Below are 24,020 nucleotides of genomic sequence, written 5' to 3'. Positions count from 1 at the left end.
CCCCTTTTTTCCAGGAGCTGTCCCCATGCCCGCCGCCAAACTGCTAAGCGAACTCAAGTCCCTGGGCGTCGAACTCTGGCCCCAGGATGGCCAACTGAAATTCCGCGCGCCCCAGGGCCTGCTCGACACGGAACGCCTGGCGCAACTGCGCGAACACAAGCAACAGATCCTGCACCTGCTGGAGACACAGGAACGCCCGCTCGTGCAGGCCGATCCGGCGCAGCACCACACGCCCTTCCCCCTCACCGATGTGCAGAATGCCTACCTGCTGGGCCGCCAATCGTCCTTCGGCTACGGCAATGTCGCCTGCCATGGCTACCTGGAACTGAGCTGGCCGACCCTCGACCCGCAGCAGGTGGAACAGGCCTGGAACCGTCTGATCGCCCGCCACGACATGCTGCGCGCGGTGATCGCCAGCGAAGGTTCGCAGCGTGTGCTGCCCGACGTCGCCCACTACCCGCTGGCCATCGCCGATCTGCGTGGCGCCACCCGCGAGCAGCACCAGCACGCGGTGCAACAGATTCGCCAGGCCATGGAGCAGAAGCTCTACCCCACCGAGGTCTGGCCGCTGTTCGAACTGCGTATGAGCCGCAGCGACAACGGCGACACGCTGCACTTTTCCATGGATTCCTTGATCGCGGACTGGGCCAGCGCGCAGCTGCTGTTCAATGAGCTGGAACTGTTGCTGCAGGATCCTCAGGCAGCCTTACCTGCCCTGGACATCACCTTCCGCGACTACCTGCTGGCCGAGCGCAGTTTGCTCGAAGGCAGCCGCCACCAACGTGACCGTGACTACTGGCTGGCCCGCATCGACGCATTGCCCGCCGCCCCACAACTGCCGGCGCCCCTGAGCGGCGAAGACACCCGTGAGCCCCGTTTCCAACGGCACTCGGCGCAGCTTGAGCCGCAGCCATGGGCCGCCCTGAAAAACGCTGCCAGCGAACGCGGCCTTACCCCCTCCATCGTGGTACTGGCGGCCTACGTCGCCACGTTGCAACGCTGGAGCCAGCAGCCCGCCTTCAGTCTCAACCTGACATTGCTCAACCGTCTGCCACTGCACCCGCAGGTGGATCGTCTGGTGGGCGACTTCACCTCGGTCAGCCTGTTGCAGGTCAACGATCCCGAAGGGCTGGACTTCACCGCCCAGGCACGCCAGTTGGGCAGCCAATTGTTTGCCGACTTGGAGCACCGGCTATTTTCCGGCATCCAAGTCATGCGCGAAATCGGGCGCCGTCGTGGGCGTGAAGCGGCAGCCATGCCGGTGGTCTTCACCAGCGCCATCGGACTGGGGATCGCGGCACCGCCGGCCAGTCAACGCCGGGTTGGCCACGGCATCACCCAGACGCCGCAAGTCACCCTCGATTGCCAGGTAATGGATGACGCCAACGGGCTGCATATCCATTGGGACGTGCGCCAGGGCGTATTCCCCGACGGCCTGGTGGACGATATGCAACAGGCCTTCGTCGCTGAATTGCAGTTGCTCGCCCTCGATCCGGCCGCCTGGGAACATCCGGTGCAAGTGCCTCTTCCGGCCTGGCAACAGCGCGAACGCCTGGCGGCGAATGCCACCGCTGCCCCGTTGCCTACCGGTCGCCTGCACGACGGCCTGCTGGCCATGGCTTGGGAACATCCGCACGCCCTGGCGGTGATTGATGCCAGTGGCAGCCTGACCTACGCCGCCCTTGCCGAACGCGCACTGGCCGTGGCCGCCACCCTGCGTGAGGCCGGCTGCGAGGCGCAGGAACCCGTGGCGATCCTGATGCCCAAGGGCCTCGACCAAGTGGTGGCGGCCTACGGCGTGTTGCTCGCCGGCGCGGCCTACCTGCCCCTGGACAGCAACGCCCCGGCCGCCCGCCGCGACCGCGTGCTGCTAAGCGCCAAGGTGCGCCATGTGCTGGGCCACTCTCTGGCGCAGCCTCACACGCCATTGCCCGAGACCTTGCAATGGCACGCGGTAGACCGGTTGCCCTCGGCGGGCGCGGATTTCGAGCTGGTCGAAGGCAGCCCTGATGACCTCGCCTACGTGATCTACACCTCCGGTTCCACCGGTGAACCCAAGGGTGTGATGATCAGCCATCGCGCCGCGCTCAATACCGTGCAAGACATCAACCGACGCTTCGACGTCAACGCCGATGACCGCGTACTGGGCCTGGCGCAGTTGAGTTTCGACCTGTCGGTGTATGACCTGTTCGGGCCCCTCGCGGTGGGCGCAACCCTGGTGCTGCCCGACCCGGCACGTGGCGCCGACCCGTCGCACTGGGCCGAACTGGTACAGCGTCATCAGGTCACGCTGTGGAACTCAGTGCCGGCACAACTGCACATGCTCGCCGACTACCTGCACGCCGAACCCCGGCCACTGGACAGCCTGCGCCTGGCCTTGCTCTCCGGTGACTGGATCCCGCTGAACCTGCCACCGCAACTCCAGGCGTTGTTGCCCGACCTGAAACTGGTGGGCCTGGGCGGCGCCACCGAAGCCTCGATCTGGTCGAACCTGCACCCCATCTGCGCCATCGACCCAGCGTGGCGCAGCATTCCCTACGGCTTGCCGCTGGCCAACCAAGGCTTTCGGGTACTCGACAGCCACTGGCGTGATGCGCCGACCTGGGTGCCGGGCGACCTGTATATCACCGGTGTCGGCCTGGCCCAGGGCTACCTGGGCGATCCAGCATTGAGCGACTCACGCTTCTTTGCTCACCCGGTCGACGGCCAGCGCCTGTACCGCACCGGTGACCGTGGCCGCTATTTGCCGGGGGGTGAGCTGGAATTCCTGGGCCGTGAAGACGGCCAGGTGAAAATTCGCGGGCATCGGGTGGAACTCGGTGAGGTCGAGGCCGCACTGCTCGCCACCCCTGGCGTGGGCAGTGCGGTCAGCCTGGTCAGTGGCGACCTGTTGGCGTTTGTCACGGCCGCACGCGCCGAACCCGAGCCGCTGCCAGGCGCGCCGTTGCTTACGGCGGTCAAACGTTATGCCGACAGCCAGGTGGGCAGTTTCGATGCGCAACAGGTGCGCGAGTACCAGGCTGACCTGAGTGCCGCCGCATTGAGTTCGATGCTGGAGGTGTTGCTCAAGGCCGGACTGTTCAGCGGCGAACGGGCCGAACCGGACGCCGCCGCAATCCTGCACGCCTTGCAGGCCAAGCCGCGTAACCATTGGCTGGTTCGCCGCTGGTTGGGGGCGCTGTGCGAGGCGGGTCTGCTGCACTCCACCCACTCGCACTACCGCCTCGCGCAACCTGCGCCCAACCCGGCGCTGGCGTGGGGCCGGGTGGAACAAGCGGTCGCCTCGGGGCTGTGCAGCCAGGCGCTGCTCGACTACCAGCTCAACCATGTGTGGCAATTGCCGCAACTGCTCAAGGGGGAGGTCAACCCGTTCGACTTGCTGTTCCCCCAAGGCCAACTGGACGTGGCCTTGCAGTTGTACGGCGGGGATGCCGTGTCGCGCTACAACAACCACAGCATCGCGGCGCTGATCAACCGCCTGGCCACCCACCATCAAGGCGACGGCCCACTTCGCATCCTCGAAATCGGCGCCGGTACCGGCGCCACCAGCGCGCCGGTCATCGGCTTGCTCGATGGGCTGGAAGTCGACTACCTGTTTACCGACATGACCGCGTTTTTCCTGCCGGCGGCCAAGCAACGCTTTGCCGAGCACGCCTGGGTACGCTATGGCGTATTGGACATCGACCAGGACATCCGCCCTCAGGGTTTGGCGAGCAACAGCGTGGATATCGTGCTGTGCGCGGGCATGCTCAACAGCGTCAAGGACATCGACAATGCCCTCGGCCAGATCACCGAGTTGCTTAGCCCTGGTGGCTGGCTGGTGTTCAGCGAACCGACCGGTGAATGGCCGCCGATCCTGCTGACCCAGGGCTTCATGATGACACCGGCCAACGGCGATCACGACCAGGGCCGCAGCGGCCTGCGCGACGCCGAAATCTGGCAGGCGCGGGTCAAGGCCTTCGGTGGCGAATGCCTGCCTGCCCTGCCCCAGGCCGATCATCCGCTGGCCGCCCTCGGTATGCAGGTATTCGCCGCGCGCTTCAAGGCTGGCGTGCAGCGCCTGAGTGTCGACAGCCTGCGCCGCGCCCTGGCCGAGCGCCTGCCGGACTACATGCTGCCAGCGCACCTGCAGGTACTCGACCGCTTGCCGCTGACCGCCAATGGCAAGGTCGATCGCAAGACCCTGGCCGGCTGGCGCCCTGCCGCCGACGCCCAGGCCTCCAGCAGCCAGGAAGCGCCGAGCGATCCGCTCAGCGCCGAGTTATGCCGCGTATGGGCCGACGCCCTGGGGCTGGCGCAGATCGGCGTCGAGGACAGCTTCTATGAAAAAGGCGCCGACTCGCTGATCCTCGCGCGGGTCGCTGGCCAACTGCGTGAGCAACTGCCCCAGGCCCAACGCCTGAGCTACGACACCTTGCTGCGCCAGATGCTCAACGAGCCGAATGTCGCCGCCCTCGCGCGCCTGCTCAATCAGGGCGAAGCCACGCCGGCCACGGATGCCGTCAGCGGTGAAGCGCAACGCTCGTCCAGCAGCAACGCGCTGGTGGTGCCGTTTGGCGGGGGTGACGTCGGCCCGGTCCGGGTGATGTTCCATGCCGCCCTCGGCACCCTCGATTATTTCCAGCACCTGGGCCGCGCCCTTGCCGACCAGCAGGCCGGTCCGGTGATTGGCTTTGCCGTGGCTGACACCGAACAGTACCTGGCGCTGGAGCCCAAACGCCTGATCGAGCGCGTGGCCGAGGACTACGCCGAGCGCTTGATTGCCGACGGTCATCAACGTTTTCAGCTGATCGGCTACTGCCTCGGCGGGCTGCTGGCCACCGAGGTTGCGCGGCGCTTGCTCGAACGCGGCATGGAGGTGGTCGACCTGAGCCTGATCGACAGCATCCCGATGTTCATCGACACCGACGAAGAGCTGGCGTACGAGGCGATCTTCGTGCCCAACCTGAACCTGGACCCAGTGAAAACCGTGTTCGGCGCGCACATCGAAGACTACGACGTGTACCGCGCCATCGACCTGTTGATGGCCCGCGACAACCGCCGCGTACCCGCCGGGGCCATGGCGGCGCTGAGCGGCGATCCGGGGCTGGACGCGCTGGCGCTGGCGGTCCAACAGCAATCGGCGCGCAGCCAGGAGGAACGCCTGGCCGAATACGCACGCCTGGCCTCGGGCCAGGCCGGGGTGCCGATCGGTCCCGAACTGGTACCGACGCTGTTCCGTGTGTGCCGCCACAGCATGCGAGCGGCGCGGTTCGACCCGCTGCCGTTCCTCGGCAACATGACCTACCTGCGCTGCCTGGAGCAGCAATCGTTCGGCATCACCGGCGGCGTCGGGCATTTAGCCGCGCCGTTCTGGGAAGACGCGTGCCTGGGCCACTTCGAGCTGATCGACGTGCCTGGCAACCACTTCAGCGTGATCGAACCGCCTCACGTCCACACCGTCACTGCGCACCTGCTTGAGGCCCTTCGGAAAAACTCATGACCACCGCCTTGGATACCCTGAAACGCCCGGTCAATCGCCTCATCCGTCTTGGTGTGGCGTTCGCCGCCCTCGGCGCATTGGTCAACCTGGTGCCCTTTATCGGCCTCACCGAACTGGGCCGCTTGCTGTTGGCCGGCAGCGCCGACAGCAAGACCCTGTGGCTGTGGGCCGCGCTGGTGGTGATCGCCCTGAGTGTGGGGTGGATGGCCAGTGGCGTGGCGCTGTGGTTGACCCATGTGGCTGACCACCGGCTGCAATCGAGCTTGCGCGAAGCCATGGTGCGCAAGCTTGGGCGCGTGCCGTTGGGCTGGTACACCGACACCACCTCCGGCGCCGTGCGCAAGGTGGTGCAGGACGACCTCGAAGACCTGCACCACCTGGTCGCCCACCACGCGGTGGAACTCACCGCGGCCATCGTCACACCGTTGGCGGGCCTGCTGTGGCTGGCGACGCTGAACTGGCGGCTGGCGCTGCTCGCGGTGCTGACACTGCCCATCTACGCGGTGGCCTACACCCTGATGATGCGCGGTTTTGGCACCAAGATGCAGTTGCTGGACAAGAGCATGACCCGGGTCAGCGCGGCGATTGTCGAGTTCGTGCACGGCATTGCCGTGGTCAAGGCGTTCGGCCAGGTCGGGCAGGCGCATCGCAGCTATCAGCAGGCGGTCAACCAGTTCAGCGAGCAGTACGCCGGCTGGGTCAAGCCGCTGCTGCGCCTGGAAGCCTTTTCCTCGATGGCCTTGAGTGTACCGGTGATCCTGCTGGTGAGCCTGGGGGTGGGTAGCCTGTTGCTGGCGCACGGTTGGATCACGCCGCTGGAGCTGTTCGCCGAAACCCTGGTGGCGGTGGTCATCCCGCAGTCGCTGCTGGTGATCAACCAGAGCCTCACGGCCCAGCGTACGGCCCTGGCGGCAGCGGATCGCATCGAAGCGCTGCTGGACGTTGAGGAATTGCCTACACCCAAGGCCTGCGTCCAACCCCAGGGCAGCGATATCCGCTTTGAACAGGTGCAGTTCGGCTACGACGCCGAGCACCTGATCCTCAAGGGCGTCGACCTGCACTGCCCGGCCGGCAGCGTGACCGCATTGGTCGGCGCGTCCGGCGCCGGCAAGTCGACCCTGGCCAAGCTGGTGCCGCGCTTTCATGACGTCAACGCCGGCCGTATCTGCGTGGGCGGCGCCGATGTGCGCGAGATCGACCCGCGCCAGTTGTATCAACACGTGGGCTTCGTGTTGCAGGACGCGCAACTGGTGCACGGCACGGTCGCCGACAACCTGCGCCTGGGCCGCCCGGCTGCCAGCGATGCAGAGGTCGAGGCGGCAGCGCGCTCGGCGCAGATCCATGCGCGTATCCAGGCCTTGCCCCGGGGTTATCAATCGGTGATCGGCGAAGATGCGATCTTCTCCGGTGGCGAGGCGCAGCGCGTGTCCATCGCCCGTACGCTGCTGGCCGACACGCCGGTGCTGATCCTCGATGAAGCCACCTCCCACGCCGATCCCGAGTCCGAAGCACTGATCCAGGATGCGCTGTCTGCCTTGGCACGTGGCCGCACGGTGCTGGTGATTGCCCATCGTCTGTCGAGCATCAGCGGGGTCGACCAGATCGTCGTCCTCGACCAGGGCCGTGTGCTGGAAAGCGGCCGCCATGAACACCTGCTGAACGCCAATGGCGCCTATGCCCGACTGTGGCGAGCCGGCGCCGAAACCCCTGCCGTGGAGATGTCCCTGTGATTCGCAGCCTTGTGACCTTACTGGGCCCGGCCCATGCCCCGCGCCTCTACCGTTACTTGGCGTGGCTGGTGACCAGCGCCGTGCTGCAAGGCCTGGCCGTGGCGCTGCTGGTGCCGATCCTGCACGCGTTGTTCGCCGGCGACCTGCCCACGGCCACCGCCTGGCTGGCGGGCCTGGCGGGGATGGTGGTGCTGACCTGCATCGCCCACTACCAGCAGGCCATGAAGGGCTTTGCCCTGGCCTTGCTGGTGCTGACGACCTTGCATGATCGCCTCGGCCAGCACCTGGTCAGCCTGCCATTGGGCTGGTTCAACTCGGAAAAGGTCGGACGTCTGTCACGCAGCGCTACCAGCGGCACGTTGATGGTCACCGGCTTGTTTGCCCATTACCTGGGGCCGGTGGTGTCCGGGGTAGTGGTGCCTGCCACCGTGGCGCTGACGCTGTTCGTGTTCGACTGGCGCCTGGGCCTGACGGCTGTGTTGTGTGCGCCGCTGATCTACTTCACCCATCATTGGTCGGCCGCCGCCATCGGCAGCAACGATGCGCGGGTGGAAGCCGCCGCGACACTGGCCGGCAATCGGGTGGTGGAGTTCGCTCGCTACCAACAGGTGCTGCGCGCGTTTGGCCGCACCCAGGACGGCTACGCGCCGTTACAGGCGGCCAATCAGGCGCAAAAGCTGGCGGGTGGTTCGATGCTGTCGCAGACCTTTCCCAAGCTACTCGCCGGCGGTTTGACCGTGCAACTGGCCTTCGCGCTGCTGGTCGGCGTGGGCATTGCCCTGGCGGCCCACGGTGAAATCGATGCGATCCAGCTGGTGGCCCTGCTCGCCCTGGCAGCACGGTTCGTCGGGCCATTGGCCGAAGCGGCGGCACGTAGCGGCCTGTTGCGCATGGCCGGCAACGACCTGGATCAGTTGGTGGGCATCCTGCGGGAGCCGCCGTTGCCCGAACCCGCCGTCAGCCTGCCATTATCAGCGCCGGGCAGCCTAGCTTTCGAACACGTGAGCTTCGCCTACCCCAGTGGCCCGACGGTGTTGCGCGACCTGACCTTCAGCGCCTCGGCGCATTCGATGACCGCGATTGTCGGCGCGTCTGGCTCGGGCAAGACCACCGTCACCCGCCTGTTGATGCGCTTTTTCGACACCACGGCGGGCAGCGTCAAGGTCGGCGGCGTGGACGTGCGCGAGCTGTCCAACGCGGCGCTGATGGCGCAACTGTCGCTGGTGATGCAGGACGTGTACCTGTTCGACGACAGCCTCGAAGCGAATATCCGCGTCGGCAGCCCGGACGCCAGTGCCCGCGACGTCGCCGAAGCAGCACGGCTGGCTGGTGTCGATGAAATCGTCGCCCGCCTGCCGCAAGGCTGGAATACACCGGTGGGCGAAGGCGGCGCATCGTTGTCCGGCGGTGAGCGCCAACGCGTGTCCCTGGCGCGCGCCTTGCTCAAGCGTGCGCCCATCGTGCTGCTGGACGAAGCCACCGCCGCGCTCGACCCACACAACGAAGCCTTCGTGCAGGCCGCGATTCAACGCCTGATGCAACACTCGACCGTGCTGGTGATCGCCCATCGTTTGCCGACCATCATGGCCGCCGACCAGATCCTGGTCCTGGACGAAGGTCGCCTGGTGGAATCAGGCACTCACGCGCACCTGCTCAGCCTCAACGGTCGTTACGCCGGGTTCTGGCATGACCGTCAGCGCGCCGGCGGCTGGCGCCTGAAGGCGCAGGCCCAGCCATGCTGATCGGGGTGCTGGGCGCCAGTGGCGACGTCGGCCTGGCCAGCGCACAGGCCTTGTTGAGCCTGGGCCTGCAGGACCTGCGCCTGGGCGGGCGTGACGCGCACAACGGCGCGCGCTGCCTGGCGCTGCTCCAGCAGCAATGGCCCGAAGCACGCCTGCAATGGGTCGCCGTGGATTTCAACGACACACCAGCCCTGGCCAGGTTCGCCCGTGGCTGCGACGTGCTGCTCAACTGCGCCGGCCCCTCTTGGCGTGTGGCGGACCGTGCCGCGCAGGCCGCCTTGAACGCCGATGCGCATTACGTCGACGCCGCGGGCGATATCCAGCTCGACCCGGTTTTATGGCGCGGGCGCAGCGCGGTGCTTGGTGCGGGCCTGCAGCCGGGCCTTACCGGCCTGCTGCCACGCTGGCTCGCGATGCAGGGGTTCACACACGTGCAGGGGCTGAGTAGCTATTTTGGCCTGCGTGACCGCTTCACGGCGGTCGCCGCCGATGACTTCCTGCAAGGGGCGGTAGACGGCTCCAGCGAGCCCTTGGCGGCCTGGCACAACGGCCGTTGCAGCCGCGCACTGCGACGCAGGCGCGACGTGCTGCTGCCGTGTTTCCCCGGGCCGGTGCATGTGCTGCCCTACTTGAACCGGGAAGGCGAACGCTTGGCCAGGGACCTGCGCCTGGAAACAGGCCAGTGGTTCAACGTGATGACCGACGGCCATGTACTCAAGGGCCTCGACCAGGCGCACAGCCTGCCGCGTGCCGAAGCGGTGCAGCGCTTATGCACCGCCAGCCAGTTGGACCTCAGTGGCCAGCCACCCTTTGTCACGTTGTTGCTGCAACTCGATGGCCTCTGCGACGGCCAAGCCTGCACCCGAAGCCTGATCGTCAGCGGCACAGGCAACGCGCTTCTGACCGGCGCCATGGCGGCAGTCACGGTGGTGAGTGTGCTCGAAGGCGAAATCCGCCCCGGCTGCCATGACGCCGCTTACGCGTTGCCGCCCGCCGCCAGCCTTGAGCGCCTGCAACGCACTCAGGCGATCCGCGCACTGACCCTGCTGGACCACCCGCTCGAACACCTGCAACACGCCGAAGAAGGTTGCCTATGAACACCGCCCTTAACGCACTGGAACAACTGAGCCTGGGCGTCATGGCCGACGTGCTCCTGCGCACCCAGGCCTTGCCGATGCAGGTCTGGCGAACCGCCGAACAGCTTAACCAGGCGCTGGGCACCGCACCGCGCCACGCCTGGATCGTGCGGCGCTGGCTCGCGGCGTTGTCGCGTACCGAAGCCGTGCAGGTAGACGGCGAGCGGTTGGCCTGGAATGGCACGCCGCCTCAAGCCCCCCTCGGCGATTTGCCAGGGTTGTATGCCGAGCTGGGTTTCCCGCCGAGCATGGCGCAACTCCATGCCCAGGTCATCGAGTGCCTGCCCGAGTTGCTGCGCGACCGCATCGCCCTGGCGCCGTTGCTGGTGCTCGCCGGGGACCCGGTGGCGGTACTCGGTGCGTATCAGCACAACCACTTCACTGCCGCGATCAACCAGACGCTCGCGGCCCGTGCGCGGGAAACCCGCGCCGCCGACGACGTGTTGCAGGTGCTGGAGCTCGGCGGCGGTGCCGGCTGTACCACGCGTGCCGTGTTGGCAGCCCTGGAGGACCGTGAAAAAGCTTATCGCTTCACTGATATCAGCTCACTGTTCACCGGCGTGGCTCGGCGCGAATTGCGCCTGGAGCCCGGTATGCAATTCGACGTGCTCGACCTGGACCGCGACTTCAGCGAGCAAGGCATCGCGCCCCGCAGCCAGGACTTGGTGATCGCCGGCAACGTGCTGCACAACGCCTGCGACCTGCCGCGCAGCCTGGCGCGAATCCGCGCCTGCCTGCGCGACGGCGGCACCTTGCTGTTCAGCGAATCCATCGCCGACAACCCGGCGATGCTGACCTTCATGCACCTGCTGCTCTCACCCCCAGCCGGCGCGCCGCTGCGGGTCATCGATGAGGTGTTCATGCCACCCGACGCCTGGCGCCAGGCCTTGTACGTCGCAGGCTTTGAGTTGCACGACGTATGGCCCGCCGCGACCGACCCGCTGGCCGCCGCCGGGCAACGCCTGTTCCATGCCACCGGAGTTTCCCGATGAACGTCGACACCCTGTTGATCGACCTGCCCACTGCACCCTGGCAACTGCCTGCGTTTACCGACCTGGGCGTTCATCAGTTGGCGCCCGCGCGGCTGCTGGCCTTGCTTGAGCGCCAACGCCCCGCGGTGGTGATGATGAGCGCCGAGCAGTTGGAGCGCCTGCTGGATTTTCCCGCACTGGCCTTGAGTGATCTGAGCCACCTGCAACAGGTGCTGTTCGTCAGCCACCGCCCGGGTGACTGGCAGCTCGCGGAGCGTGCGGCGGCGCAACTCGATTGCCGCGTGCAAGGTTTCACGGAGCAATGGCTCGACTTGGCCAGCGTCAAGCTGGCGCATCAACGCTGGCGTGAGCGCGCTTTGGGCCATCCTCAAGTCAGTGCCGTTGCCCTGCACGGCCAGACGCTGTTCGTGGTGCCGTATCCTTGCCCGAGCAGGCCGGTGGACGATCAGCTGGCCGCAACCGAGGCCGCCCTCGACCAAGCCTTCGAACCCGCGCAACTGGTGGAGGCGGTGCGACTCAATGATCGACTGGGTCACGCCGCGCTCCTCTCCATGCTCAATGGGCTTGAGCAGTGTGGGTTGCTGCCGGCACCGCTCAATGACGTGGCCCACAGCCTGGCACGGGCGGGTATTGCCCCTGGCCACCGGCCGTTGATCGCGCGCTGGCTGGATGTGCTGCAAGCCCAAGGCCTGTTGCGACGCGTCGCCGATCGATTGCTACCCACCCTCGACGCGAATGCCTGGAGCGATATCGCCCTGGAAGGTATTTGGGCGCAGTTGAGCGTGGACTGGGCGCGCAATACTGGCGGCAACGGCACCCTCGACTACGCGCGGGAGAATGCGCGGCAGTTGCCGTCGTTGATGCGTGGCGAGTCTGCGGCGGTGCACCTGTTGTTTCCCGAAGGCCGCACCGAACGCGCGGCGGCGCTGTACCGCGAGAGCCTGGCGGCGCAATACCAGCACCGCGCCGTCGCGCACTGGATCGGCGCCTGGGCCGCACGCCAACCGGCCGGTGTGCCGCTGCGCGTGCTGGAAGTCGGCGCGGGCACCGGGTCCACCACCCAAGCGGTGTTGCCCACCTTGGCGAATGCCAGCGTGGACTATCTGTGCACCGACGTGTCGCGCTACTTCAGCGAGCAGACTGCCGAGCGGCTCAAGGACTGGCCATGGGTGCGTCACGGCGTATTCGATATCGATCGCCCGGCGCTGGCACAGGGTTATCCCAGCCAGAGCTGGGACTTGATCGTTGCCGGGGGCGTGCTGAATGCCGCCCGCGACACCGAGCGCTCCCTGGCCACCCTGCTCGCTTTGCTCAAGCCGGGCGGCTGGCTGGTGTTCAGCGAACCGACCCAGGAGGAATTCTGGGTGATGGCCTCCCAGGCTTTCATGCTCAATCAGGCCAGCGACGAACGCCAGCTCAGCAGCGCCACCTTCCTCGACCTGTCGCAGTGGCAAAGCGCATTGGCGCGAGCCGGATTCCACGGCAACCGCAGCCTGCCCGCCGCCACACACCCGCTGGCGCGCCTGGGCCATCGCGTATTCGTTGCCCAGGTCCCGGCCCAACGCCTGAGCCGCGCCGCACTGGTGGCCCACCTGGAAGACCCCGAATTGCAGCTTGAGCTGCTCGACCATTTGCCCGACCTCAGCACCGCCAAGGACTTGCCATGACCCCGCTGGCCTACCCGTTCAACCGCTTCACCGACCTCAAGCTGGCGGAACCCTATCGCCATGCCCAGCAGGCACCGGGGCTGTTGCGCATCCAGATGCCCATCGGCGCCCCCGCCTGGCTCGCCACCCGCTATGACGATGTGCGCCTGGTGCTCGGTGACCGGCGCTTCAGCCGCAGCGAGGCGTTTCGCCGCGACGATAGCCCGCGTGCCTTCCCACGCATCGCCGGCGGCATCGTGATGATGGACCCGCCGCAACTCACGCGGATTCGCTCGCGCGCCGCCCAGGCTTTCACCCGTCGCCGCGTGGAAGCCCTGCGCCCCCACGCCCGTGACTACGCCCATCAGTTGATCGACCGCATGCTCGCCGCCGGCCCGCCGGCCGATCTGGTCAACGACTACGCCTTGCCGTTGCCCCTGGCGCTGATCTGCGAACTGCTGGGTGTGCCGGTGCAGGACCGTGACCGTTTCAAGGTGTGGAACGACTCCCTGCTGTCGACCCGCCCTGAAGACGCGGATCAGACCCAGCGTCATCTGGGCGAATTGGCCGCATACATCAAAAACCTGGTGGCCGAACGTCGACGCGAACCACGTGATGACTTCATGACTGCCCTGAGCCAGGCCGACGACAAAGGCGAATCCCTCAACGAGGAACAACTGCTGCTGTTGTGCATTGCGATCCTGGTCGCCGGTTACGAAGGCAGTGCCTCGCAGATCCCCAACTTCATCCAGGTGCTGCTGGACAACCCCGCGCAGTGGCAACAGCTCAAGGCCGATCCCGAGCAGATACCGCAGGCGGTCGAAGAGCTGCTGCGCTACATCCCGCTGGCCTCGGCGGCGATGTTTGTGCACTACGCGCTGGAAGACATTCAGGTCGGTGAAACCCTGGTGCGACAGGGCGACGCGGTGTTCGCCTCGATCGGCGCCGCCAACCATGACCCGGCTCGCTTTGAAAACCCACAGGCGCTGGACCTGCAACGGGATGCCAGCGGCCATTTCGGCTTCGGCCACGGCTTGCATCACTGCATCGGCTCAGCCCTGGCGCGGGTCGAATTGCAGGAGGCGCTGCACGCCCTGGTGGTGCGCCTGCCCAGCCTGCAGCGCTGTGGTGATGTGCAATGGAAAACCGCGACATTCTTTCGCGGCGCCCACTGCCTGCCGGTGACCTGGTCATGAGCCGCCCGACTGCACGTAAACGCGTGATCGTCGCCGGCACTGCATTTGGCCGTATCTACCTGCAAGCGGTGGCACGCGCCCAGGCCGACTATGAACTGGTGGGTATCCTGTCACGCGGCAATGCCTACTCGCGCGCCTGCGCCGCGCACTATGGCGTGCCGTTGTACGAGGCTGTCGAGCAAGTGCCGGATGACGTCGACATCGCCTGCGTGGTGGTGCGCTCCGGCGCCACCGGCGGCGCCGGCAGTGAGCTGGCCCAGCACCTGCTGCGACGCGGCATCCACGTGCTGCAGGAACACCCGGTGCACCACCGCGAAATCGCGGCGTGCATGCAGGCCGCGCGTCAAGGCCAGGCAGCCTACGCGGTGAACACGCTGTACCCGAACATTCTCGCGATCCGGCGTTTTCTCGCCGTGGCCGGGTACCTGCGCGAGCAGCAAGGGCTGGCGTACATCGACGCGGCCTGCAACAGCCAGGTGGCGTACCCGCTGCTGGACATTCTCGGGCGCCTGGCCGGTGGCCTGCGACCCTGGGTGTTCGCGGCGCCCGCCACCGGGGTCGGGACGCAGCCTTTCACGCGGCTCAACGCGAGCTTCAACGGGGTGCCAATCAGCCTGCGCATCCAGAACCAGGTGCACCCCCAGGACCCGGACAACCATTCCTTCCTGTTGCATCGCCTCGAAGTGGGCTGCGAAGCCGGCGTGCTGAGCCTGGGCGACACCCATGGCCCGGTGCTGTGGAACCCGCGCCTGCATGCCCCACGGGATAACACCGACCGCCTGATCATGGCCGGCGCCGGCAGCGAACGCCTTGCCGGGCCGACGATGGTGGTGCTCGACCCGCAGCTCCCCGCGAGCTACCACCAGGTGTTCAACCAGCTCTGGCCCGACGCGGTCAGCCTTGCGTTGGGTGAACTGTGCCGCGACATCGACGACCCCACACGCCGCCTGCGCAGCGGCGTGTGGGCGACCGAGGTGTCCATGGCCTGGCGCGAAATGAACGGCCTGATCGGCATGCCTGAACTGATCGAGCCACCGGTGCCGCGTTCGCTGCCACTGGCCGAACTCCACGCGCGTGCCGACGCCGTGCAACCCCCTTGCGGTGACGACACCGCCCAACTGCTGGGAGCCCTGCCGTTTTGAACACTGCTCAACCCTCTTCCGCCTGCAGCCATGTGCTGCTGTGGGTGCGTGACTTGCACCAGGCCGTGGCGAATTTTCGTGCCGCCGGCTTCGAGGTCACTTACGCCACCGCCGAAGCCAGCGCGCAACACGCGCACATCTGGTTCAGCCAGGGGCCGATCATCGAACTGTTGACCACGCCGCGTCATGCCTGGCTGTTCAAGTGGCCCATCGACTGCCTGGCCGGCCGGGGGGCCGGGCGACGCATGTTGCGTTGGGCCGCGCAGGGCGAAGGTTTCTGCGACCTGGCCCTGCTGTGCGAAGACCCGGCCCTGGCGCCTCGCCTCAAGGGCCTGGCGGCTTGCGGCGTGAGCATGGGACGTACGGTGAACTGGCGGCGCACCTGCGCCGATGGCAGCCAGACGCGCTTTCGTTTCGTGTACCCGCGCCATGATCGCTTGCCCTTCCTGGTCACGCCCTACTCACCGTCCCAGCACCCGGCGCACAGGGTCCACCCGAATGGCGCTACCGGGTTGGCCGCGATTCATTTGGGCGTACACCCCGACGACAGAACCGCCCTCGACCTGCTGGCCGGCGATGACCCGCTGTTGCGCCTGCAACCGGCCACGCACACCGGCGTACAGGCGGTGCAAATCACCGGCCTTGCGCACCCGCTGAATCTGCACGGCGCCCAGTTGCTGGGTTGCCCGACTGCCCAAGGAGATTGCCATGCTTGATGGATGCACTGACTGGCCCGACGACTTTATCCGCCGCTACCGCGAGCAAGGCTACTGGCGCGGCGCGCCCTTGGGCGAACTGCTGCGCGAGCAGGCCCGGCGCACGCCAGACAAGGAGGCGCTGGTAGACGGCTCGCGGCGCTGGAGCTACGCCGAGCTCGACCATGAGGCCGACCGCCTGGCCGCCGGCCTGGCCGAGCGCGGGCTGGTGGCGGGCCAGCGGGTGCTGGTGCAGTTGCCGAATATCGCCGAGTTCTTCAGCCTGACCTTCGCGCTGCTGCGCCTGGGCGTGATCCCGGTGTTTGCGCTGCCGGCCCACCGCGAACATGAACTGGCGCACCTGGCGCACCTCAGCCAGGCAGTGGCCTACGTGATGGTTGATCAGCACCTGGGGTTTGACTATCGCCCGTTGGCGCGCACGCTGCGCGAGCAAGTGCCGAGCCTGCAACAGGTGTGGGTGGTCGGTGCCGCCGAGGAATTCGTGCCGCTGGCGCAGTGCGTGGCCAGCCCGCGCGACCTGCCTGCGCCGGATTCGCGGGAGGTGGCGGTGCTGCTGTTGTCCGGCGGCACCACTGGCCTGCCCAAACTGATCCCGCGCACCCATGACGACTACGCGTGCAATGCGCGCCTGGCGGCCCAGGCGTGTGGGTTCGATGCCGATACCCGATACCTCGCCGCACTGCCGGTGGCGCACAACTTCCCCCTCGCCTCTCCCGGTGCTTTGGGCGTGTTCAGTGTCGGCGCTACCCTGGTACTGGCGCCGGAACCGAGCCCGGACACCGCCTTTGAGCTGATCCAACGCGAACGCATCACCCACACCGCCCTGATCCCACCGCTGGTGTTGCTGTGGCTGGAAGTCGCGCAATGGTCCGATAACGACCTGGGCAGCCTGCAATGGCTGCAGGTCGGCGGCGCCCGGCTCAAGGCCGAGATCGCCGCACGCATCCGTCCGGTCTTGGGCTGCGGCCTGCAACAGGTGTATGGCATGGCCGAGGGTTTGCTGTGCTTCACGCCACTGGATGATCCGCAGGCGCGGGTGTTCGACACCCAGGGGCTGCCGCTGACCGCCGACGACGAGATCCGCATCGTCGACGCCGATGACCAGCCGGTCGCCCCCGGCACCGTCGGTGAATTGCTGGTGCGTGGGCCCTACACCATTCGCGGCTATTACAACGCCGCCGAGCAGAACCAGCGCGCGTTTACCGCCGACGGTTTTTACCGCAGCGGCGACCTGGTGCGGCGCCTGCCCGAAGGGCATTTGATTGTCGAGGGTCGCAGCAAGGATGTGATCAATCGCGGGGGCGAGAAAATTCCCGTGGAAGAGATCGAGAACCTGCTGCTCGGCCATCCGTTGATTCGCGATGTGGCGCTGGTGGCGCTGGCCGACGAGTTGCTCGGGGAGCGCAGTTGCGCCTGTGTGCTGGCCCACGGCGAGCGGGTTGACCTCGCCTCGATCAACGCCTGGCTGCGCGAACGTGGGCTGGCCGCCTACAAGTTGCCGGATCGTTTGCAGGTGCTGCGCGAATTCCCATTGACGCGCCTGGGCAAGGTCAACCGCAAGGCCTTGGCGGAACAGGTGTTGGCGCTATGAGCGGCGCGGCATCACCGTGGCTGCGTGTGCTACGAGAAAGCCAACAGGCACGGGCACGCCTGGTGTGCCTGGCCCATGCCGGGGGCAGCGCGAGTTTTTTCCGTCCGTGGCTGGCGCACCTGCCGGGGGATATCGACCTGCTGGCCGTGCAATCTCCGGGACATGAAGAGCGTTTCAACGAAACGCATATCCCCTGCCTGGACAGCCTCGCCGGGCACATTGCCGCAGCTCTGCACGCGTTGCCCGCCCGGCCTTTGCTGCTGTTCGGCCACAGCATGGGCGCCGCCCTCGCCTACGCCGTGGGAGTGCGCCTGCAAGCGGCGGGCTCTGGCGCCGCCCATGTGTTCGTCTCGGGTCACGCGCCTCCACACCGGCAACCCGCCAGTGACCTGCACCGCCAGGACGACGCCGCGCTGATCGCCGATATCCTGCGCCAGGACGCCGACGCCGCCGGCCTGTGGGCCAATCCCCAACTGCGTGCGTTGTTCCTGCCAACCCTGCGCAGCGACTACCAGGCCATCGAAACCTGGCGCCCCCAGCAGCTTACCCGCTTGTCGGCGCCACTCGACGTGCTGCTGGCCCGCGATGACGCCGAAGTCAGCCTTGAGCAGGCCCGTGCCTGGGCTGACCTCAGCGACCACACCCCGGATATCCGCCTGTTCGACGGCGACCACTTTTACCTCAAGCATCAGCCGCGACCGGTGATCCATCACCTGTTGCAACGCACTGCCTACCTACAGGGAGACTCGGTATGAAAACCCCGGAACACTGCACTGGCCTTTCGGACATTCGTGAAGCCATCGACAGCCTCGACCAGCAGATCATCGAGGCCCTCGGCCTGCGCATGCAATACGTCAAGGCCGCCTCCGCGTTCAAGCCCGACCAGGCCAGCATCGCCGCCCCGGAACGTGTCGCGGCGATGTTGCCGCAGCGCCGGCAATGGGCGCAGACGGCCGGGCTGGACGCAGAGTTTATCGAGGGGCTGTTCAACCAGATCATCCACTGGTACATCGCCGAGCAGACCTCCTTCTGGTTGCAGAAAAAGAGCAAGGTGGTATGAACCTGTACGTGTTGCTCAAGGTATTCCAGACCGCACACCAGCGTGCGGTGGCGTATCAACGGCCCGTCATCGCCGTTTCTTCACACGCCGCGCCGACGCTGGAGGCCCTGGCCCTTTACGAAGCCCACCGGCAGGGTTTCTTCTGGCGCGCGCACTCGCCGGACCTGACGTTGTTCGGCCTGGGCTGCGCCTGGCAGATCGAGGCCAACGGCCCCCAGCGCATGCTCGACGTCAACCGGCAATGGTTCGCCCTGTGCGCCGACGCGGTGATCGACGGGCCCAAGGCACCCTTGCTGCTGGGCGGCATGCGCTTCGATGAGCAACGGCCGTGCGCACCGCATTGGGCCGCCTTCGCTGACGCCAGTTTTCATCTGGCCCATTGGCTGCTCAGCGAAGACACCGACGGCCGCTGGATACGCTGCCAGCAAGTGGTCGAACCCGACAGCGACCCGCAGGCATTGGCCCGCGACAGCATCGCGGCCTATGCGCAACTGCTCAACCCGCCCGCCGCGACGGCCACTGCGCCCGATGTTATCGAACGCAACGCGCTGCCGTCCCCACAATGGCAGGGTAAGGTCGATATGGCGTTGCAGGCCATTTCACGCGGTGACTTGTACAAAGTGGTGTTGGCGCGGCATATCGAGTACCAGTTGGACGCGCCCCTCGACAGTGGTGCAGTGATGCAGCGTCTGCACGCACGGGGTAACGCATCCCACCTGTTCGCGCTGCACCGTGGCGAGCATTGCTTCATGGGCGCTACCCCCGAACGACTGCTCAGTTGTCAGGCGGGTCGCCTGACCACCCACGCCCTGGCTGGCAGCGCGCGGCGAGGCATTACGGCCGACGAGGATCACGTTATCGGTGAACGGCTACTGGCCGATCCCAAGGAGCAACATGAACACCAACTGGTGGTGCAGACCATCACCCAGGCCCTGGATGGCAAGGTCCGCGACCTCCAGGCTGCGTCATCCCCCCACCTGCTGAAGCTCGCCAACGTGCAGCACCTGAGCACGCCGATCATGGCGCAACTCAACCCGGACAAGCGGTTGCTGGACGGCGTTCACGCGCTGCATCCAACGCCAGCAGTGGGTGGATTGCCAAGTGCGACCGCCATGGATTTTATCCGCCACCACGAAGGTTTCGACCGGGGTTGGTACGCGGCGCCGGTGGGTTGGTTGGATTCACAGGGCAATGGGGATTTCCTGGTCGCTCTGCGCTCGGCGCTGATGACCCCGCGACACTGTCATTTGTTCGCGGGGTGCGGGATTGTCGAGGGCTCTCAGCCTGCCGGGGAGTATGAGGAAACCCAGATCAAGCTTGCCAGCATGGAGCAGGCATTGTTGCTCTCTCCACAGGAGTCAGCGCTTCGATAATCGTCCCGCGCGCTCAATACGTCGGCGCGGGTGCGGCATCAATCTTCACACGCAGCAGGCTGTAGGGCTTCTGCCGCAAGTCCTTGCCTGCATGAAAAATCGCCTGGCGATGCAACTGGTTGGCCATGAAGTACAGGTAGCCGTCCGGGCCGATCGAGAATGTGTCGGGCCAGAGCACCCGTGGGTCATGCACGAGGGTTTGCCACTCTCCATCCGCAAGGCGCTTGCGCACGCTGTTGTTTTCGTAATCGCCAGCATAAAGCGCCCCTGATGCATCGGCCTCCAGCCCATCGGAGGCGCCTTTTTCTTCGCCAAGGTCCTTGACCGCTTCGGCGAGTTGCGCCTCAGTGATCGACGCATCACGCAGCAGTGCGGTGGGCACCGAATACAGGTGCCGGCTCGACAGTGGGCAGAAATACAAGATCTGGCCATCCGCCGACAGGGCGATGCCATCGGACGCCACGGCAAAGGGTTGTGAGCTGCCGTCGGCTTTACGGACTTTGAGGATTTCGCCCTCGACCTTGGGCACGAAAGCCGTATCGACTGAGGTCGATATCGCCCCGCTGAGCCGACGCCGTGCCGTGCCGCTGGCAATGTCCATGACGATGATCGCCCCAGGGCCGCTGAGGGACGAGTCCGTGAGGTAGATCACGCCTTCGTCGCCCACACGAAAATCGAAGCGCATGTCGTTGACGTAGGTACTGGGCAGCATGACGTTTTCTGGGAAGACCAGCGTCTTCACCACCTTATTAGTGGCCAGGTCAACCACGACCAGCTTCGCGCCACCGGGCTGCGGCGCCGAGAACCCAGGGGCTGCGGTATCGAGAATCCAGAGCCGTCCGCGTCCGTCCGCCACGACGCTTTGAACGCTGATAAAACCTTTGGCTGGATCCTTGGGGTTGGCCTGGTTTATCGACAGGTCAGGGTAAGGCACCACTTTGCCATTACGCAGTTCTGCAACGGTAAAAGGGACATTGTCGCCCCAGCGCGGAAAGTTGACAAAGAGGCGGCCTTTCTCAGTGACCGTCACGCCGGTGGGCATGGCGTCATGGAAGGCGAATACCGGCTCGATGACGCCCTGATGCTGTTCACTGGGCAGGGCGGCATGGGCGATCTGGCTGCTAAGGGCAACCGTTGTCGCGAGGAAAAAACAGGCGAGTGGACTTTTTACGTGCATGGCGGTGCTCCAAGCCCTGTTGATCAGGCCAGCGGGCTTCGATTGGACAGGATGGACGGAATTACCCAGCGACTGTCGAAAACAGTTTCATCGAAATGAAGAGAATTGGTTCAGGATCGCTTGAGATGTTCTGGGCCTTGACCACTGAACTGGGAGGACAAATCGACGGGCCTCAAGTGGAGGCTCCACAGCTTGAAAAGTACGGCGTCGGCGCGCTTGGCAAACATGATAAGCGTAGTGAGTGACATGATAGATATCCGCTGCTGGGGTTGGAGGTGTGACCAGCGTAGCGAAGTGCTTACCGCGATAGCAGTCTGTGAAAACGGATACACTTTCAATACTAAATTGAAAATAAACTGAGACACCCCGCTCTGTCTAATTTGTCAGAAGTGGCAGCGCGAGCCTTACACTAAATAAAAATATGTGATGTTACGCACCATAATAATGCCTATTTATAATAATTAGCTTATTCCAAAAAAGACTTTCACTCAGGTTTTTTATAGGATTATCTTCGCTTCACAGACCGACCCCATACCTGGCGGAGGACGTATTCCCTAGCCCCCAGGTTGCCTAAATGCCAGACATCGCACTCCCCACCGCCTTTAACAAATTACACCTGTCACTCTTGGCCAGCTCCATGCTGATGGCGGCGGCGCCCGCCTTCGCCGAAGACGCCAAGCTCGACACCGTGACGGTGATCTCCACCGGCCTGCGCGGCCAGGAGCGCACGGTGGCCGATAGCCCAGCGCCCATCGATGTGATCAACAGCGACCAGTTGCTCAAGACCGGTCGCGCGGAGCTGTCGGAGGCGATTGCCAAGCTGCTGCCATCGTTCAACTTCGGCACCAACATCGCCGGCTACAACTCAGTGACACGTCCCCTGAGCAACCGCAGCCTCGGCCCGGCCTACACGCTGGTGCTGGTCAACGGCAAGCGGCGCCACAACGGCGCGACAGGACAGCGCGGCTCGATCGACAACAGTGGCGCGAATGCGGTGGACATCGACCTGATCCCGGTCAGCGCGGTGGACCATATCGAAGTGCTCAAAGACAGCGCTGCCGCACAATACGGCTCCGACGCGGTGGCGGGCGTGATCAACATCATCCTCAAGAACACCAAGAGTGGCGGCCACCTGGAAACCAGCTACGGCCAGCTGTATTCCGGCCAGGGCGAGACCATCAAGGTCGCAGGCGACCAGGGTTTCGAACTGGGCCAGGGCGGCTTCTTCCACTTCTCGGCCGACGCGCGCAAACGCGGCAGCGCGTCCTGGAACGACAAAGCCGACCGCAGCGTGCGGGCGTTCAGCGATCCCGCCAAGGAAGCGGCTTGGGATCGTGTCGCGATCAAGAACGGCGACCCGGACCTCAAGGCCTTCAACCTGGCCTACAACGCCGAACTGCCGCTGGAAGACCTGACGCTGTATTCGTTCTCCACCTACGGCGAACGCGATGCCGAGGCCGCCAACTACTTCCGCCTGCCCACCGGCACCGCCGCAGTGCCCGAGGTTTTTCCGGACGGTTACTTCCCGCTCAATAACATCAAGGATCGCGACTACCAGCTCCTGTTCGGCGGCAAGGGGTTGGTGGCCGACTGGAACTGGGACCTCAGCACCACCTACGGACGCAACAACGTGCACCACTCCAGCGACCTCAACATCAACCCGTCGCTGGGCACAGCGTCACCGACCAAGTTCGATAACCTGGCGACCTTCCGCTTCGAGCAATGGGTCAACAACCTGGACTTCACCCGCCGCTACGACAGCCTGTTCAACCTGACGCCGCCGGTGCAGGTGTCGGCGGGCCTGGAGCATCGTTGGGAGCATTTCAGTACCTTTGCAGGCGACCGCGAGGCCTATATCACCGGCACCTACCCCGCCGCTTCCGGCGCGCAGGCCGCCGTGACGATTCGCCCGGAAGACGAAGTGAGCCTGATCCGCAATAACTACGCAGGTTACCTGGACCTGGGTTTCGACCTGACCGACCGTTGGTTCCTCGACGTCGCCGGCCGCGTGGAACATTACGACGATGACTCGGGCAACACCTTCGGCCTGAAACTGAACTCACGCTATGAATTGACCGACACCGTGGCCGTGCGCGGCACCGTGGGCACCGGTTTCCGTGCACCGTCCCTGACCCAGATCGGCTACACCGTGGCCGATAACCGTGTGGCCATCGATGCAAACGGCAACGTGGTGCCAGCGGTAACCCGCCTGACCCCGTCCGGCAGCAACCTGGCCAAAGCCCTTGGTGGCGATGACCTCAAGCCGGAGAAGTCACGCAACCTCGGGCTTGGCATGACCTGGCAACCGGCGCCACGCACCAGCATCACCGCCGATGCCTACCTGATCGACATCGACGACCGCATCGCCCTGACCAGCAATATCTACGACCGTGGCAATGGCGCGATCAACGCCATCCTCGCCGCCCAGGGCGTGCCCACCGGCACCTGGGTCAACTACTACACCAATGCGTTCGACACCCGCACCAAGGGCCTGGACGTGGTCGCCGACCACACCACGCCACTGGACGCCTGGGGCGATGTGCGCTGGAGCCTGGGATTCAACTGGAACAAGACCACCATCGAAGGCACCCGTGACACACCCAATGCGCTGGCCGGTTCAGGCGTGACCCTGGTGGGCCGCGACCGTGAAGGCGACCTGACCGACGCGTCACCCAAGACCAAATGGATCCTGGGCGCCAACTGGAAGGTCGAGGATTTGGCAGTCAACCTGCAAACCGCCCGTTATGGCGCGGTCAAGACACTGGCGGTCAACCCGAGCGGCGACCGCAGCTTCGGCGCCAAATGGATCACCGATCTGGACATCAGCTACACCTTCGTCGACAGCCTCACCGTCAGCATCGGCGGCACCAACATCTTCGACGTACGCCCCGACAAGCACGCGGTGTACAGCAACCTCGGCCTGGCCGCCTATGGCAACCCGCCGTTCTACCCCGGCGGCGGCTACTGGTACACCAAGCTCGCCTACGACTTCTGATCCAAACGCCACCTGAGGGCACCCCATTGAACACCTCCAACT

The 24,020-nt window shown here is 65.6% G+C and carries 15 protein-coding genes; 14 read left to right on the top strand and 1 reads right to left on the bottom strand.

All coding sequences use genetic code 11. The features are described 5' to 3' along the window. Positions 1-25 precede the first annotated feature (25 nt). From HX793_RS09520 to HX793_RS09460, 13 genes are read left to right on the top strand one after another with little or no spacing between them, the layout of a single operon-like run. On the top strand, positions 26-5,482 hold the full coding sequence (locus HX793_RS09520; protein WP_178905506.1) for a non-ribosomal peptide synthetase: 5,457 nt from the start codon (positions 26-28) through the stop codon (positions 5,480-5,482). Next, complete coding sequence (locus HX793_RS09515) at positions 5,479-7,212, top strand: ABC transporter ATP-binding protein (protein ID WP_177096312.1); 1,734 nt, start codon at positions 5,479-5,481, stop codon at positions 7,210-7,212. The genes HX793_RS09520 and HX793_RS09515 overlap by 4 nt, the downstream gene beginning before the upstream one ends. Then, positions 7,209-8,954, top strand: a complete 1,746-nt coding sequence (locus HX793_RS09510) for an ABC transporter ATP-binding protein (RefSeq protein ID WP_177096315.1) — start codon at positions 7,209-7,211, stop codon at positions 8,952-8,954. The genes HX793_RS09515 and HX793_RS09510 overlap by 4 nt, the downstream gene beginning before the upstream one ends. After that, positions 8,948-10,051 carry a saccharopine dehydrogenase NADP-binding domain-containing protein gene (locus HX793_RS09505; protein ID WP_177096317.1) on the top strand — a complete coding sequence of 368 codons (1,104 nt, stop codon included), beginning with the start codon at positions 8,948-8,950 and terminating at the stop codon, positions 10,049-10,051. The genes HX793_RS09510 and HX793_RS09505 overlap by 7 nt, the downstream gene beginning before the upstream one ends. Then, positions 10,048-11,082 (top strand): class I SAM-dependent methyltransferase, encoded by a 1,035-nt coding sequence (locus HX793_RS09500; protein ID WP_177096320.1) that lies wholly within the window; start codon positions 10,048-10,050, stop codon positions 11,080-11,082. The genes HX793_RS09505 and HX793_RS09500 overlap by 4 nt, the downstream gene beginning before the upstream one ends. After that, on the top strand, positions 11,079-12,749 hold the full coding sequence (locus tag HX793_RS09495; protein ID WP_177049396.1) for a class I SAM-dependent methyltransferase: 1,671 nt from the start codon (positions 11,079-11,081) through the stop codon (positions 12,747-12,749). The genes HX793_RS09500 and HX793_RS09495 overlap by 4 nt, the downstream gene beginning before the upstream one ends. After that, positions 12,746-13,924, top strand: coding sequence for a cytochrome P450 (locus tag HX793_RS09490; RefSeq protein WP_177049394.1), 1,179 nt, complete (start codon positions 12,746-12,748; stop codon positions 13,922-13,924). Before HX793_RS09495 ends, HX793_RS09490 begins: the two co-directional genes overlap by 4 nt. Beyond that, on the top strand, positions 13,867-15,066 hold the full coding sequence (locus HX793_RS09485; protein ID WP_256348209.1) for a Gfo/Idh/MocA family oxidoreductase: 1,200 nt from the start codon (positions 13,867-13,869) through the stop codon (positions 15,064-15,066). The genes HX793_RS09490 and HX793_RS09485 overlap by 58 nt, the downstream gene beginning before the upstream one ends. Continuing rightward, positions 15,063-15,782, top strand: coding sequence for a VOC family protein (locus HX793_RS09480; protein ID WP_095016156.1), 720 nt, complete (start codon positions 15,063-15,065; stop codon positions 15,780-15,782). Before HX793_RS09485 ends, HX793_RS09480 begins: the two co-directional genes overlap by 4 nt. Next, on the top strand, positions 15,775-17,373 hold the full coding sequence (locus HX793_RS09475) for a (2,3-dihydroxybenzoyl)adenylate synthase (protein ID WP_177049392.1): 1,599 nt from the start codon (positions 15,775-15,777) through the stop codon (positions 17,371-17,373). Before HX793_RS09480 ends, HX793_RS09475 begins: the two co-directional genes overlap by 8 nt. Continuing rightward, entirely contained in the window at positions 17,370-18,128 is a 759-nt protein-coding gene (locus HX793_RS09470; RefSeq protein WP_177096322.1) for a thioesterase II family protein, read from the top strand. The genes HX793_RS09475 and HX793_RS09470 overlap by 4 nt, the downstream gene beginning before the upstream one ends. Next, complete coding sequence (locus HX793_RS09465; protein WP_177049388.1) at positions 18,125-18,433, top strand: isochorismate lyase; 309 nt, start codon at positions 18,125-18,127, stop codon at positions 18,431-18,433. Before HX793_RS09470 ends, HX793_RS09465 begins: the two co-directional genes overlap by 4 nt. Further along, positions 18,430-19,806: an isochorismate synthase gene (locus HX793_RS09460; RefSeq protein ID WP_177049387.1), complete on the top strand. Its 1,377-nt coding sequence runs from the start codon at positions 18,430-18,432 to the stop codon at positions 19,804-19,806. Before HX793_RS09465 ends, HX793_RS09460 begins: the two co-directional genes overlap by 4 nt. A gap of 13 nt (positions 19,807-19,819) precedes the next feature. On the opposite strand, the gene HX793_RS09455 is transcribed toward HX793_RS09460, so the two are convergent. After that, positions 19,820-20,983, bottom strand: a complete 1,164-nt coding sequence (locus HX793_RS09455) for an L-dopachrome tautomerase-related protein (protein WP_218178726.1) — start codon at positions 20,981-20,983, stop codon at positions 19,820-19,822. A gap of 574 nt (positions 20,984-21,557) precedes the next feature. Between HX793_RS09455 and HX793_RS09450 the strand changes: the two genes are divergently transcribed. Continuing rightward, complete coding sequence (locus tag HX793_RS09450; RefSeq protein ID WP_177049385.1) at positions 21,558-23,978, top strand: TonB-dependent receptor plug domain-containing protein; 2,421 nt, start codon at positions 21,558-21,560, stop codon at positions 23,976-23,978. Positions 23,979-24,020: the final 42 nt, after the last annotated feature.

Source organism: Pseudomonas reactans, from assembly GCF_013387025.1.
GTDB lineage: Bacteria > Pseudomonadota > Gammaproteobacteria > Pseudomonadales > Pseudomonadaceae > Aquipseudomonas > Aquipseudomonas reactans.
This window is presented reverse-complemented; position numbering and strand designations above follow the sequence as displayed.